The sequence below is a fragment of the Pantoea sp. EKM10T genome (genome assembly GCF_011800685.1).
Classification (GTDB): domain Bacteria; phylum Pseudomonadota; class Gammaproteobacteria; order Enterobacterales; family Enterobacteriaceae; genus Pantoea; species Pantoea agglomerans.
In genome coordinates this window covers 226299-240950 of the sequence record NZ_JAALEU010000007.1, presented here as the reverse complement: position 1 = coordinate 240950, position 14652 = coordinate 226299, and the positions used below count along the sequence as shown (strand labels likewise).

Annotated in this window: 11 protein-coding genes and 1 tRNA gene; 4 read left to right on the top strand and 8 right to left on the bottom strand. The window is 47.2% G+C overall.

Annotation, left to right across the window (positions count from 1 at the left end; genetic code table 11):
- Positions 1–405 precede the first annotated feature (405 nt).
- Positions 406–490 (bottom strand) — tRNA-Met (locus HFD95_RS15225).
- A 147-nt stretch (positions 491–637) separates the two neighbouring features.
- Between HFD95_RS15225 and HFD95_RS15220 the strand changes: the two genes are divergently transcribed.
- A complete protein-coding gene (locus HFD95_RS15220) occupies positions 638–1942 on the top strand; it encodes a site-specific integrase (protein WP_167430454.1) in 1305 nt (434 codons plus the stop codon).
- 842 nt (positions 1943–2784) lie between these two features.
- Here HFD95_RS15220 and HFD95_RS15215 read toward each other — a convergent pair.
- From HFD95_RS15215 to HFD95_RS22165, 5 genes are all read right to left on the bottom strand, one after another.
- A complete protein-coding gene (locus HFD95_RS15215; protein ID WP_167430453.1) occupies positions 2785–3279 on the bottom strand; it encodes a Mov34/MPN/PAD-1 family protein in 495 nt (164 codons plus the stop codon).
- Positions 3269–4999 (bottom strand): ThiF family adenylyltransferase, encoded by a 1731-nt coding sequence (locus tag HFD95_RS15210; protein ID WP_167430452.1) that lies wholly within the window; start codon positions 4997–4999, stop codon positions 3269–3271. The genes HFD95_RS15215 and HFD95_RS15210 overlap by 11 nt, the downstream gene beginning before the upstream one ends.
- A gap of 68 nt (positions 5000–5067) precedes the next feature.
- A complete protein-coding gene (locus tag HFD95_RS15205; protein WP_167430451.1) occupies positions 5068–6213 on the bottom strand; it encodes a hypothetical protein in 1146 nt (381 codons plus the stop codon).
- Positions 6214–6218: 5 nt separating this feature from the next.
- Positions 6219–7718, bottom strand: a complete 1500-nt coding sequence (locus tag HFD95_RS15200) for an SAVED domain-containing protein (protein WP_167430450.1) — start codon at positions 7716–7718, stop codon at positions 6219–6221.
- A gap of 1104 nt (positions 7719–8822) precedes the next feature.
- Complete coding sequence (locus HFD95_RS22165) at positions 8823–9164, bottom strand: hypothetical protein (RefSeq protein WP_243208634.1); 342 nt, start codon at positions 9162–9164, stop codon at positions 8823–8825.
- Positions 9165–9255: 91 nt separating this feature from the next.
- Here HFD95_RS22165 and HFD95_RS15190 point away from each other — a divergent pair, with 91 nt between their 5' ends.
- Positions 9256–10167, top strand: coding sequence for a bacteriophage abortive infection AbiH family protein (locus HFD95_RS15190; protein ID WP_167430449.1), 912 nt, complete (start codon positions 9256–9258; stop codon positions 10165–10167).
- A gap of 49 nt (positions 10168–10216) precedes the next feature.
- On the opposite strand, the gene HFD95_RS15185 is transcribed toward HFD95_RS15190, so the two are convergent.
- Both HFD95_RS15185 and HFD95_RS22160 read right to left on the bottom strand, forming a co-directional pair.
- A complete protein-coding gene (locus HFD95_RS15185) occupies positions 10217–11329 on the bottom strand; it encodes a hypothetical protein (RefSeq protein ID WP_181955271.1) in 1113 nt (370 codons plus the stop codon).
- A gap of 547 nt (positions 11330–11876) precedes the next feature.
- Entirely contained in the window at positions 11877–12152 is a 276-nt protein-coding gene (locus HFD95_RS22160) for a GNAT family N-acetyltransferase (protein ID WP_256378169.1), read from the bottom strand.
- Between the two features lie 945 nt (positions 12153–13097).
- Between HFD95_RS22160 and HFD95_RS15175 the strand changes: the two genes are divergently transcribed.
- The gene (locus HFD95_RS15175) at positions 13098–13775 is read left to right on the top strand and encodes a thioesterase II family protein (protein WP_167430448.1); all 678 of its coding nucleotides are present in this window, start codon (positions 13098–13100) and stop codon (positions 13773–13775) included.
- Positions 13776–13798: 23 nt separating this feature from the next.
- Entirely contained in the window at positions 13799–14650 is an 852-nt protein-coding gene (locus tag HFD95_RS15170) for an AvrD family protein (protein WP_167430447.1), read from the top strand.
- The last annotated feature ends 2 nt before the right edge of the window (positions 14651–14652 follow it).

Here is a 14652-nt window from a genome sequence, read left to right as displayed (position 1 = left end):
CGGGTTATCAGAGTGGGGATGAGTGGCGTCTTTTACAGGGAAAATGGTGGGTAAGAGAATGTGAGGTTAATCAGGGAAAGGGAGAGGTGAAACGGCTGAGTCGGCAATATACTGAAGCCTTCATCTCCCTGACGTAGTTTACCCGGCACGGCCCCGACCAGTGGAGATATGCGCACTAAGGCATCACCACGCCGCCTGTTGAGTTCGCGAAAGGCCGAACTTTCCATCTGATGGAATCGGACATCAATCAGCAGATTTCCGGCCTGCCGGGTTAGCTGGCGGTGGCTTAACAGAAAAATTTCAGATTTTTATAGGAAGAGAGAAACAAGGAAGGGGGATTTGAAGGATAAACAAAAAAGCCACCCTGAAAGCTAGCTTCAATATGCTGATTTAACAGGTAAAATTTGGTGGCCCCTGCTGGGCTTGAACCAGCGACCAAGCGATTATGAGTCATATGAATAGCTTGTTTCATTATTTTCCAATCTTAACCACTCTTATACATTAATTCATTAAAAACAGAATGTTATGTTTGTTCTTTCGTTTCATGTTGTTCCGGCTATTTGCTTTCAGTATCATCCTTACGTCACCTGCTACATCACCCAGAAAACGGCAAGAAAATACTCGTAAGGACTCTCTTTTGGCAGATAATTTAACGGACTCACTGGTACGCGGCCTTAAAGCTCGCGACTCGGCTTATCAGGTTTGGGACAAAAGTGGTGAGCGTGGGGCTGGGCGACTGGGCGTGAAAGTTGAGCCATCCGGGCAGCGGGTTTTCTACTATCGATACTACTGGGATGCTAAGCGCCACTTCATTCAGTTGGGTCGTTACCCTGAAATGTCGTTAGCTCAAGCTCGTCAGCTTGCAAAAGGTTATGCCGGTACGCTTAAGGAAGGGAAGAACCCTAAGGTCGAAAAGGCTGAACAGGAAATCGCGCTGGAAAAGCAAAAGCGTGCCGAACAGTTAAAGGGCAGTATCGAGCAGCTTATTCAGGGCTACACCAACAAAATGCGGGAAGATGGAAAGCGGACATGGCAGCAGGTGCTGTACCGTCTGGAAAAGGAAACCTATTCCTTCATCGCCAAAGATACGAAAGCTAACGAAGTCACACCGCTACATATCAAACAGATTCTGTCCGCTATCATTCATCGCGGGGCGAGCGTTGAAGCGAACCGTGTGCGCTCTTATCTGATGGCAGCTTTCAACTACGGGCTTAAAGCGGATAACGATCCGGCCAACCATCAGCAGAACGTGATGTTTGGGCTTGAGATGAACCCGGTGAGCGTCATCCCTAAGCAGTCGGCTGCAGAGAAAGCGGGAACCAACTGGCTGAAGTTGAATGAGCTGCAACAGCTGATGGATGACTTTCCCAAAACGCCAAGCGTTGGCAGCACGGTGAGCTTGCTGCTTAATTTATGTGTTTACGCTGGTGGGCAGCGCCCGCATGAACTGGCTTCCAGTCGGTGGGATGCCGTGAACTGGGAAGAGAAAACACTGTTGATTGTTGCTGACGTCTCAAAGAACAAGCGCGACCATTTGGTGCCGTTAACGGATTCAGCGGTCGAAATGCTGGAAAGGCTGAAGGTGGAAAACGTTAACGATAGTCCGTTTATCTTCCCGCAGCGACTGGATGCGGGCAAGCATCTACGAACTGACAGCTTTGCGCAGGCAATTATCTATTATCGCGAGCACTTTCCTGATCATCCGGTGTTTGTTGCGAGGGATTTACGGCGGACCTGCAAAACGCTGATGGGCGAAATCGGTGTTTCGAAAGAGTTGCGCGACCGCATTCAAAACCATGCTTTGCAGGATGTCAGCTCGAAGCATTATGACCGTTATGATTACCTTAGTGAGAAGCGTAAGGCACTTGAGTTATGGGAGAGGCGCGTTAATAGGATTGAACAAGCCACCAGCAATGTGGTGAATTTGTTCCAGAGAGCATAAATAACCGGCTGAGCATAATATTAACTTTTAGCAAAAATTAGCTGATGCGTAATTCTTCAGATATATCGTTATATATCTAAATCACAAGCCCTGAATTGTGCTCCATGAAAGACGTTATCATTCAGCGGTAAAAAAAATTTAGGTGCATTTTATTATTAGAATGGGCATAGATAAATAATCTATACCCACCTATTCACTTACCTGAGGACTTACTCGGGTTTAGTCCCGGAGTGTTGCCCGGAGTATCTTTGTTATCACGTCTGCGCTGATCAGGTTTTCCGGTCGATTTTGCAATCGGCTTTGGACCAGGTTTGAGACCCATGTTTGCCATCCTTCTTAGAGGTAACCTTCAATGTTTGTATATTGGATGTTGAAAGAAATAACAAGTTAGATTATGTCCAAAAAAAATTTAGTTTGTGACGTGTGAGCTATGTCCATTTCTGACGAAAAGTATAATGATTTTCAGGCACTGTCCGCTTTGAGCGAAAGCGGACAGTGATGACAGCATTCTTTTTGAATCAACGGCGGGGCAGATGGTAATGACACAGGCTTTATGGTCTGGTAATGGTCGCTCTGAAAGAAATCATCCCTGCAATGCCGCTTATTCTTGTTCCGGAAAGCGGTTTTATAAGCGTGTGTGGTTTGTGTTAAGCATCTCAACGGAAATCGTTCATGGGACCGATGATTAAGTGACGCCGCACATAACGAACGCTTCGGCTCGCTGGCCAGCCTGAAGTATCTGTCGACTGCGCTAACCGGCAGAGCGCGGCTCCGCCGGGCCGTAAAAAGTGGCGTTTCGGGCCTGAAGACCATGGTCTGATCGAAAACAAAGGGGACGGATATTAAATCGGTACCTCTCGCAGTCTGATGGGGGCGTCTCCCCTTGGGAAAACACTGGCGCTCAGACTGTATGAGCCTGCCGGATCCCCTCCAAGTATAATCATTACAGGCTCCAAGCACTGGTAGTCAGGGTTCGCTGCAATGCTTGTCATGGATCTGAAGTCATCACCACTGGGCTCGGATGAGCCTCTTGGGTGAAAATGCCACTCACCAACGTAATACAATCCTTTTTTCCAGCGGGTATGAAGTAAAGACCTCAGCCCTTTGACACCCCGCTGAAATGTCGTCCGGCCAGCGAGTGAATCCGCAGGTCGGGTTGTGGCCTCCACGATCATAGCCGTTAAACTGTCATCACTGTATGAGCCAATCAGAATGCCGCCTGTTTCATTCACGCCGGCTTTAAGGCATTCGGAAACCATCTGCTCAATGGTTGAGGCGTTAAGAACGACCGTATAAAGTGCATCCTCACTGGAAAAAGTCACATCTTTAATACTCATGCGGCTCTCTCTCGACAGTGCCATCAGGCATCTGCTTAAAATATTCATAGATTCTCCCTGGCGCGCTGACGACCCTGCAAATGAATTTTGTACCAACGGCCGCCCATAACTGTACGTCATCGGCTCGGGCCGGAAAGACGGGGTGCCAGCAACCGATCCCTTCTATTCTCGCCTCATCCATGTCGATCTCAGGTGACGCCGAGGCGGCGAAGCGGCTGGAAGCATCCGTCACCGGAAACGTTGTTTCACTGGCAGCAAACGCAAATAAACCTTCAGCCCGCCATGTCATAGCCAGGGTGATAAATATTTTTTCACTTTGCCAGTCAAATGCCGCCAATGACTTAAGAACACCATCATCACCGGTACAATCAATGATGACGTCGTACTGACGCAGTGAGTTTTTTGCGACCTCACTCTCAGGGGGAAACGCGCAGCTAAATGAACGTGCACTTGCGTCGGGCAGAATGCGATTCAGATGTTCAACCAGCGCGGCCGCTTTGTTATGGCCAACTGATGTTATTGTCAGGGCGTGACGGCTCAGATTTCCGGTCTGTAGGAGGTCTGCGTCCAGAATGCCCTGGCTGACAACACCCATGCGCATCAGGTTTTCTGCAATCATGCTGCCCAGTGAGCCTGCACCGATTATCAGCATCTTTTTGCTGCGAATGTCGTTGGCTGCTTCGCCACGTGTTCTGAGCTGGTCGGCAGCCCAGTTCTGCGTCCTCACCCACCTGATGGGCTCCTGTGAAAGTGGCTGTTCGCGATCCCAGGCTCTGCGATTCCGTTCCGTTGGGCGGAATCCGGGGCGTTTTGTCATTTTATTACTGAGACCGGCCAGACGCAGAGCCAGCCAGTGAATGCGCGCTGGCTCATCTCCAATTTTGTTTTCCAGCGGAAAACCCAGCAAGAGCAATCCAGGCGAGCGTTGCTTGCGCAGATCTCTGACAGAACGCCCAATGTCTGAAAAGAGGTCCTGCAGTGATAACCCGGATTGTGCGAAGCAATAGCTGAGCTCCTGCCAGGTCCTGGGTGCCTGCCAAGGAGCCAGAACGGGGAGGGTAGGCAATACAGACCAAACTGCGTTCGTTGTTCTCGCGCCTTTGCGCATGAACGGGGACCATTTGGTTGCCCGGATAAGCTTTCCCTTGTTATCAAAAAACTCACGCAAAAAGCGGGTACCACGCGCGCCAAGCAATCCAGTGCTGCTTGCAAACCCCCATTCTCCTGTTTTCGATGCCCAGAAAGGAAGATCATCAGTCTGTTCGCTAAAACCGATCACGGTAAAGGCTGACTGACCGGGGAAGGCGGGGAGTTCAACAGCATCCCCGGTTGTGGCCAGATTCTCCTGTGCAGCGGCGTCAATCCAGAGCAGCAGCCTACTGAGTCGCCAGCTGATTCTGTCAAGTAATGCTTCGGGTTCCTGCCCCCATAAGTTACGACCAAATGCGGCGGGCGTATTCTCAAGGCACGGATTTCCTGATGTCCATTCGCGGCTAGACGCATCCGACAAGTTGTAGTTCTGGTGCCGAAACGTTGCTGATATACCTTCCGATTTATCGGGATAGAGCTCTATGCGTATCTGAGCCTCTTCCTGCCAGAGGACCAGATGCCAGACGCTGTTGTGTGGCATGAACCTGGAGCAGGGTATGGAAAGCTCAGCGGTGAATTTAAGCGACCATTTCTTGTCAGCAGAGAGCACCCAGGCATTGTTCGTCCGCATCCTGGGATCATTATTGATAAGAGTGAACGCTGCCTGCAGCTCTCCAGGTACCTGCTGAACGACTGTACTCAAGCGAAGCGTCCGGTTTTTTGTGGTTCTGCTGGTTTACTTGGCGTTGTAAATCCACCATTGCGATCGCCGCCCTGAAGGCCGGGTAAAGGAAACTTGGATCCGAACAGTTGGCGCCAGAGCTCTGCACTTTTCTGCGCATCCTCAGACGCCAGCGCGTTACGGGCAATTTCCGCCGCACCCGCAATACCCTCATAAAATGAACAGAAATCTTCGGTTGATAAGCGCGCCATCACGTCATGTTCTTCAACGCCGTGATCCGGCAAACACGGTTTACCTTTCTGGCTGTAAATGTCTGCCCAACGGCACAAAAAAGTCTCCAACAGCTGAACCAGACCTTTGCCCATTGAGGTGGTTCCATTATCCAGCGCGTTACCAATCAGATGCTCCAGCGGATAGCCTTTAGGGTATTTCGGCAGGTTTTCGCTGTTCTGCTGTCGCCACCATTTCACCGCCCTGACAAGGTTGATGTAGTGACCGTTGCAAACGCGGTTTTTCTCAGCGGTCCATCTGATCTGCGCGAGAGGATGCGTCCGGCCCCACTCATTTTTTTCCCTGTCAGGCAGCACTAGCGGGTGCGCTTTCCATTCTGAAGCGGGGGCGTCCTCTACCTGCGCACTGTTGCTCTCAGACAACCATCCCGTATTGGGGGACCAGCTTTTATTCAGGCGCCAGTCAGTTTGCTCTTCCAGAGAGCTAACAGTTAGGACTGACTCTGACTTATAGAGCTGCTCAAGATGGCTTTTTTCTGAACCTGACTCAGGGATGGCGGTGATCACCAGGTCCAGTTCGACATACGAGAGGGTAATACCAAAAGAGCGTCCCTGAGTTTCCCATTTACCCGGGTAATAATTTTCGAGGAATGGGATGAACAGGTCCATTGCATCAGTGGGAGATATCCGGGTATGGTCAAGATTGGTCACCACGACAATATCAACATCAGGGCGCTTATCGCCGAGCGGACGGATTGCCGTTGAACGACGAATGCTTCCCTGAAGGAATGTTGATACGACAATATCCTTGAGAGGTTCGAAATTCTTCAGGCGCTCGCGCAGTGTCCTTGCACCACTTTTCCAGTCTTCCTTCTGTGTATCAGTGGGCCTGATATTTGCTAAAAATTCGTTGAACTGAGGTTGAAGTTCCATGGTGATTAAACCTTAAATGAAGGAATGTAGGAGCCATCTCGCTGGCGTTGAAAGTCAAACTCGTAAAAGACGCATGTCCCCAAAAAATCGGTGTGCTGGCCAAGATAAAAATTAACGGCATTTGGCGCAGCGCTGAAAATATGCAGGCTTGCCTCAACCGGTAAATCTGCATCAGTGACGGCATCGGATATCTGTTCGGCAAGCGCTACGGCATGTGAACCGTTTTTCACAGATCGTTGCCCGTACCCGTATGCAGGGGTGACATGAATGATCCGTCCTATGTCAGGCTGATTTGCGAGTATGTAAGCGTGCGCTTTTGGCAGCGCATTTCTCGCCATGCTGAGCACTACTGCGACATCTCTTCCAGTTCCGACAGTCTCGATCTCGATAACCGCAGCAGGTTCGTTATGGGGTTCGTATTCAGACCAGATGGAGTCGCCCGATCTCCCTTTCTGGACCAGTTCGATTTCTACGCCTGACTTGTGACCAAGACATTTACCGGCAAGCAATGCAATGGAGCTGTGGGTATTCAGATACAGCCGAACTTTACGCTCCGTCTGCCTGATACCTGTGAGGAAGGTTTCTACCTGGGGCTTAATAACATCATTCCACTCAATGCCTGGGGAGGGAAATCTACCTTCGAAGAGAGAAAGCAGGGAGAGTGTTTGTTCCGGAAGCGCATCCATGATGTCCAGTGGCCCATCACTGAAAGAGCGTAGTGCAACATTTCTGAAGCTTTCAGGTGCTTCCGATCTGATCCAGTTCTCTTCCATGCAAAGGGCTGTGAATTGCTCTCGGGTAAACCGATAACGTTCCTGACTGCGTAAAGCTCGCGCAGCGCCATCGAAACGGAATTCTGAATTGGTTTCGCAGGTAATCAGGCCAATGATCTGAAAGCTGGTATTAACTTTTTCACGCATCGCTTCGAGTGTGGGCTGCGACTGCTGAATGTGAAAACCAGAAAGTACCTGTTCCAGTTCCTGGTCAGTGGAAAGCTTGAGATGTTGGCGCCAGAGCTTACGAACCTTTCCCTTACGGCTCCTGTCGGTCGTGCCATCAAACAACTTATCGAGTCGTATTGAGCCATCCACATTGCTGATTATTTCACCAAGTGGGTCCTCATCGATAATTCTATCTGTCGTGACAAGATGAAAAGCAGAGTTGGCAGGCTCAGTTCCTTTTGCCTGTTTTAGTCTTTCAAGGATTGAGAAGGTCTCAGCACCAATAAAGGTAGGGTCAATCAAATCCTCGTATCCGAAACTAGCAGCCTGTGTAACGTGAAACTTGATTTGATAGTAATCAGCCTGAATCCGATCGGGCCCAGTGCTGCGGCGGGGGGGATTATAACGCGTAATCACGTCATCAAAGGCTTTAGGGCCGTCGGCTTCATAGGAAACTTCTACGACGAAATCTTGTTGGGGATTTTTAAGCCGGGATGCCTCAATCCAGAAATACCGAGCCTGATAATCATGACCGTGCCAGTTAGCCAATACAGAAGTCGCCATAAGATTCCTCCCAAATAACAGTAATATTTTGAAACTATAACGTAAGAGAATACTGTTCAAGTAGACAGTTTTTATTGCGGGTTTTGGGATTCGTTGATGGTTAATTTGTATTTAAATAATTGATATTAGGATTAAATTTGATGTTGTAATAAATTATATCAATCAAACTTCAGTTAAACTGAAGAATAAAATTTTTTTAATTCCTATACGATGCCTGAAAAAGAGCATTTAACTACAGACTCCTGCAGGATGATCAACTATTGAACAATATGAAATTGATCAACGGTGTAACTATTAACTGTCTATTCAAGACACAAGAGTCATTACAGTCATCATACCTAGTGCCCCCTTCGTCTCCCCGGGTCTTCAGCCCGACTGCGCTTACCGGTAGGACGGAAAATTTCACCGAACTGCTTGAGTAGGCATTTCGCGCCTGCGGCTGAGGTCCGATAGCTTCCAGGTAAAGCCCGTTTGCGGAGCCTTATCACGTTGATTTATTGCCGATGAGTTGAAGAAACAGCCGGAATATCATGAAACTTTTTTACGAAGCCATCTTGATAAACCACTGTCCAGAATGAGTCCAGCTAACTTGTCGGGACCGATTAACGTGATGCCTTCGGTTTTGATACTTTCGGATAACGGTCCGATGTGCCAGATAAAAAACATCCGTTCATAGGCACAGGTTTCTCTGAACCGTTTTGCGTAATCGCTGAAAGAATATGCGACCGCATATGATTTAATCTGAACAAAAGCTTTCTCGCTGGTGGTGAGGGATTCAAGCTCAAGATCCAGCGTTTTTTGGGTTTTACCGACAATACTGGTGCGCCGCCATCCGCTGGTTGAAAAAACAAGGTCTACCAGTAGCTCGAAATCCTGTCAGGTCAGCATTTGGCACAGATTTTTTATCGCGACCAAGTACGTTGCTTCAGCCTGCTTAGCATCAGACACCGCAGGGAGATCTTCATCATTGATTTTTCGTACAACGTAATCATGTGCGCTTACGTTACAGATCGTACCCCGATACCCCTGAACCTTTAACAGGTCTCCGCTCAGGTGATCCGTGGTTAATCGCGCGCGCCCAACACTGGTGTTTTGCCACCCCCTCTATCGTTTTTCTGATCCGGCTACTATCTGCCAGTACCTCAACCGGCCCCGTGGGTCGACACCAGTAACGAAATCCCCCCTGATGGTAATGAATAGTGTATCTTCATCTGCCGTGTAGAAAGTTTTGATCTGCCTGACGTCACTGCTGGCGCTGACCTTATTTCCCTTCCGCTCTTTAAGCCATATCTCGTGAACGTCTTCCCATTGGTCGTCAACGCAAAGATTGTCTGGGGTTTTATGATAACCAAACCGAAGCGTGCCCTCCGATAGGCACTGCTGCTCCCATTCACCGGCCTCACCAAGTTTGATGAACTGAACTGTTGCGGGGCTGATTTTTTCCATAATTTTCCGGGGATATAAGATATCTGCTGTTATAAAACACGAGATATTCTGGTATTTCAACGCAAACAGGTCATCTGTCGTGAGAGGGGCTATGCAGACAACTACACTCTATGTCATTGGAAATGGCTTCGATCTCAGGCATAACATCCCCTCTAGCCTGTGGCATTTTAAGGAATTTCTTTTGGCCAGGGATTCGGATATTTATTGGGACGTGGAAGAATACCTTCCAGTGGATGATGATTGGTGTGACCTCGAAACCGCGCTTGCATACCTCGATGCCGACATGCTCATCAACAACCTCGGCCATTTCATGAGTTCATACGGTGATGAGGACTGGAGTGACGCAGGTCATCATGATTTCCAGTATGAGGTGGATCAGGTTGTCAGACGCCTCTCAAAGGGCATGCGTAGCCGATTCGGTCAGTGGATCCGTCAATTGCCGATACCCTCTGGTGAAAGTTCGCTTAATCGCCTGACTAAACTGGATTCGCAGGCACTTTTTCTCACCTTTAACTACACCAGCACACTGAAACGCGTTTATGGCGTCGGGACAGATCGTGTGCTCCACATCCATGGTTCCGCCGAAGCAGGGGACGATGAACTGATCCTTGGACATGCCTGGGAGCCTGAATCCCGCGCCTCTCTCAACGACATGACAGATATTGCAGATATTGCAGATATGGATACGCGGCTCATGGAGGCTAACAGCATCATTGATGACTATTTCTGTGCGACATTTAAACCCTCACAGGAACTTATCGCTAAACACCGACACTTTTTCGAGGGACTGAGCGGAGTTAATCAAGTGATGATTTTGGGCCATTCTCTGTCTAAAGTGGATGAGGCTTATTTCAAATATCTTTTTCTTCAGAAATCCGTTGCAGCGGCACAGTGGTCCATAGCGTGCCGCAGCGAAGAGGAGTGGATAGAAAAGTCTCGCAAACTTGACCTGATGGGAATCAGACCGGTCTCTGTCAGGCAAGTCGCTTGGGATACGTTGTAGGTCTGCTCTTCTCGCACCAGCTCCAGGTCACAGCACGATCGTCAACTGGTTACCCTTTACCGGAGGAGGCATCATGTTCTACCGCGCTTTTGGGCGTTCTGGTTTTAATCCGGGCGGTATGCCATTTAACCCGTTGTACCATACGTTGCAGAAGCGGCAAGACCAGTTCTGCTATAAGGAACTTTATCACCAGCAGCGTGTTGTGAATGATAAACCTTATACCGGAAAGCAGCCATGAGCGAGGGCGAACCGTATCATGGCCGACCATCGACCTGGACGTATTTGCAAGTTTACCCCCCGCGACAAAGGCCAGCATAAGAAACACAAAATAGCGCGTGTTATGTCCCTGCTCGATATCTTTTATGCGTGAGTCGGCTTTTTGCATGGATTCATGCAGTCGCAGAAGTCTCTGGGCGTAGACTGGGGCTAGAAAGGCCCCGGGCGTTTTATAATCCACCCCGTTAAGAGCCATCTCGATGGGGACAACCTCACAGTTACCCCTGAACGCATGCGCAGAACATGCCAGAGCATTGAACGTCTCAATCTGTTTGCCGATGCCCCGATCGTACGCAACTCTTGTCACCCAGTCGGGTAAATCTATTCTGGCGCGCAAAATATCTTTTAAAGCAAAGCTGTCCTGTAGCGACCACCGCATCTCAGACGCTAGGTTGCATAAATCTGGAACCTGATTTATCACGTCCGGTTCTTTACACAGATATCCAAGGTTTTGCTCGCCGTTGCGATAGTGCTGCATGATCAGGGTGGTGCGTTCACCAGCTTCTGACAGGTCCTCTTTATAGGAGGGCAGGCCGCTGTCCGTAACGTAATAAAGAGCTGCGATAAGACCCAAGACGTACCAGATGTGGTCATAAGCATTTTTGAAGGTATTTTTCTTCCAGAGCGCGCTGACAAGCATAATGATGGACCACCCGGCAACCATTGAGATAAGCAGATTGGCTGCCGCAGAAGACACACTGCCCGTAAAGTCGCTCCCAAACCGGAACACATCAGGACCGAAACTATTAAAGTCAGGAACATAACCCATCAGGCTGAACGTCCCTGGCGAGATCCAGAAAAACAGGCTTATCCAGCCCATGCTGCGATTAAGGTAAAATCCGGCACGGATATTCAGTAGGGCGATTGGGAGGAGCAAGATAGTCATTAAACCCGATAATCCATTAACGCCGTGCGTCGGGCTTAGATTCCAGGGATAGATAACGTCATTTCCGACCTGTAAAGGTAGGTCATTTATAGAGTGAAAGAGCCCGAGGCCCTCAAGGTTCTGAGCTAGGCCCCAGGCCGCCAGATTTGAAAACATCAAATAAGGATGAAGGAATTTCAGAAGAAGGAGCATTTGTAGTATGCATCCAAGTGAAGGACAGTAAGTTTTCAGAATACAAAAAATTTCAGTGCCATTCTAATGTTTATTCCCGCCAATATTCGATGCATATCCTTAGCTTCTTAACTGCAAAGCCTGTCTCTGTCTTTTTAAGAGCTGAGTTTCAGCGCGGGTTCTTTCATCTTTCAGACAAGCGGATTTTACTCTCCTTCTTCAACTCCCTAGCGTTGCCGGGTCGTCAGCCCGACGGCAGTAACCGGCTGATCTTGTCCCTATTAATCAACATAGACGAAGACTAGTAAAGTCTGCTTCTGGCACAAAGCGGACTGGGTTCAGGCTAACGTCCGCTATGAGCTGGGAGTTCATATTCTCAATATGATTGAGCGGGCTGAATGCTGATTTCATAGACTACGTAAGGCACATGATAATGCTGTTCTATTACTTTGTAAGTCATGCCTAATCGCTGCATCACTTGTTGAGAAGCCGCATTTTCAGGGTCGGCAACAGCCATTAAATACGTCGCGCCTATCTGCTCTGCTGCGAAATCAGTAATCGCTTTAGCAGCTTCTGTTGCATAGCCTTTGCCATTGTGTTCCGGGACGAGCCGCCAGCCAATCTCTAAGTGGGCACCTTCAACGTTTGCCAGATATTAGAGGCATGCTGCCCCAACTACGGCCCCGGACGCCTTCTCTTTAATAGCCCACCACGAAAATTCATATTTCTGCCATCTGGCCTAAACACGCCTGATACTTTCCCAAGTCTCTTCTAGTGTTTTAACAATGCCGTTGCTGATATACCGCATCACGCCGGAGTCGTTTTCCATTACCCTTAAGTCTTCATAGTGTGAGTCATGATAGGGCTCAAGCCTTAAACGCGCAGTTTCTAAGTTCATCCGACACCCGTTTTTACCTGAAGGCATTACTTTCGCTTACTTCTCCACATAAATCACCCTATCACGATGTAAGCAGTGTCCGCTTATGGCACAAAGCGGATCTGTGTTCTTGAACGTCTGTTATGAGCTAGGAGCGGACAACTAGGCTAATTGAGGTTTATTAAAGAATGTAGTCTGCAAGTTTTGCATGTTGGAACTTAATTCATGGAGAAAATTTTCCATTTTTAAAAGTTTACGAAAAAAAAAGCATAAAATTAATTTTTTTATATATTTTTCAATGGCATGAGTTTAATTCGGGTGTTTGTAAGGCATTGTCAGTAAGAGTCTGTATTGAGTAAAGATCCAGATCCATCGATTACTGATAATCGAAGCCAGCGCATCGTGCACAATGCCGCGCAGTTAAAGCCCTGCCATAAAACATTGCGCCAATCATTAATATAATAATCTTATGTATATGAAAAAATTATTTAACGAGCGAAATCACTTAAGCTTTTGATAATAATAGTAAATTTATAAAGAAGTCAAATCAACCGCAATTTCACGAAAATTTTTGTAAAGTATTCGTGAATTAATCGTTGCGGCTAATGATTGAAGGTTGACGCATGTGTTTAACAAATGTAAAGATTTGTCGTGTAGAAGATGAGGTGATTTTGTTGGTGCGAATTCCCTATTGATTTTATTGTTGTAATAGGAGTGTTCATGAGTAAGGAAAATGTGATTGTGTGCTTTCCGTATGCCGGTGGTGGTAAATCATCTTTCGATATACTTAAGAAACATTTTACATATGGTGCAAGAGTGCTATCACTGACCTATTCAGGCAAAAAGAACGATATCGAGCTGGCAAAATCACCTTACTGTTTCAACCGCATGCTGGAGGGGCTGAAATCACAGCTAAATAGCATTGAGGCGCCCATTACGTTTTTTGGGCACAGCATGGGGGCGATTGTTGCGTATGAAATGGCGGTGATACTTAGCAACCAACTCAACATAAAAAAGCTGGTCGTGTCAGCCTGTAAACCCCCAGAGTTGCTTGTGAACTCCAAGATCTTCAGTACAGGTGCTGACAATGGGTTCAACAATATCGTAGAACTGGGGGGCATCCCGCAGGTTATTGCTGAAAGCCCTTCACGGCTTAAAGAAGCAAAATCCAAACTGGCAAATGATCTCAAGTTACTTGGCAACTACAAAAGAGATGATTACCCCAAAATTAATTGCGCGATTCATGCACTGGCTGCAACCGATGATTCACTTGCATCAGATAAGGAAATGTTGAACTGGAAAAACTATACGTTGAACGAGTTCAAAACCACGACATTTAAAGGTGACCACTTTTACTTCAGAAATAAATCAAAGGAAGTAGCCTGCTTCATTTCGTAATTGATATAAAAGGACCACTTACCATGACATTAATCGCAGATGCTGATGCATATCTGGGACCATCGGGAAATCGTTTTTTTAGTTCTGGATACAAAAGGGTCAGTTATGATATTGCGGATGAGTCAGCCCGAGATAATGGGTATGCATCTAGCTTTAAAATTATTTACCCTGAAGATTGGTCCGTCAAGAAGAATAAGCTTCGACCTCATCTGAGTAGTATTGACGTCATGCTTATGTCCGCACGCGCGTGCGGAAAAATATTATCAACAAGAAATAACTTTAATTTCGAAATATCATGTATAACTATCCGGGCCTCAAAGAAACCAATAGAGGAACTCGATTATATCAAAATAATTTTTGACGTTATATCTGAGTCTGAGAATACGCTCTTTTTTTCCGGGAAAGTTGGAAATATGAGTGTCAACCTCGAAGTTATCAGACATGAAGAACACGATCTTCAACTATCTCCAGCTTTTAATATTGAAGGGTTCAAGCATTCAGTTCAGTCTATTAAAAACATCAGGATTAAAAGTAAGTTTGAAAGCGAAGCACTCGTCATAAAAACCATTAATGGTGAAAGAGCTAAAAAACTCGATTACATTGATGCTTTTGTTTCAGGTCTCCAGCTAGGCCAAATACTATTATACGAACTCGATGATATAACCCGAGAAGGGTCCAATAATCTTTGGATGAGGAGTGTCAATTTTAAATTTCATTCGAAAGAAACCACATCGAATTCAAACCATTTGGATGTTGTTCTGGAAAATACAACACTCATACGAAAACATGATGCTGAATGGCGAAGTGCAGATATCGTTGCAAACTTAAATCATATCCAAGTCAAATGTTCAGTTACTCACCAGTTAAATCGCTGAGG

What these genes read in the sequence shown, in the direction of transcription:
- HFD95_RS15215 (WP_167430453.1), bottom strand. Translation starts at nt 3,279, where the DNA reads ATGAGTATTAAAGATGTGACTTTTTCCAGTGAGGATGCACTTTATACG.
- HFD95_RS15210 (WP_167430452.1), bottom strand. Translation starts at nt 4,999, where the DNA reads ATGCGGACGAACAATGCCTGGGTGCTCTCTGCTGACAAGAAATGGTCG.
- HFD95_RS15205 (WP_167430451.1), bottom strand. Translation starts at nt 6,213, where the DNA reads ATGGAACTTCAACCTCAGTTCAACGAATTTTTAGCAAATATCAGGCCC.
- HFD95_RS15200 (WP_167430450.1), bottom strand. Translation starts at nt 7,718, where the DNA reads ATGGCGACTTCTGTATTGGCTAACTGGCACGGTCATGATTATCAGGCT.
- HFD95_RS22165 (WP_243208634.1), bottom strand. Translation starts at nt 9,164, where the DNA reads ATGGAAAAAATCAGCCCCGCAACAGTTCAGTTCATCAAACTTGGTGAG.
- HFD95_RS15190 (WP_167430449.1), top strand. Translation starts at nt 9,256, where the DNA reads ATGCAGACAACTACACTCTATGTCATTGGAAATGGCTTCGATCTCAGG.
- HFD95_RS15185 (WP_181955271.1), bottom strand. Translation starts at nt 11,329, where the DNA reads ATGACTATCTTGCTCCTCCCAATCGCCCTACTGAATATCCGTGCCGGA.
- HFD95_RS15175 (WP_167430448.1), top strand. Translation starts at nt 13,098, where the DNA reads ATGAGTAAGGAAAATGTGATTGTGTGCTTTCCGTATGCCGGTGGTGGT.
- HFD95_RS15170 (WP_167430447.1), top strand. Translation starts at nt 13,799, where the DNA reads ATGACATTAATCGCAGATGCTGATGCATATCTGGGACCATCGGGAAAT.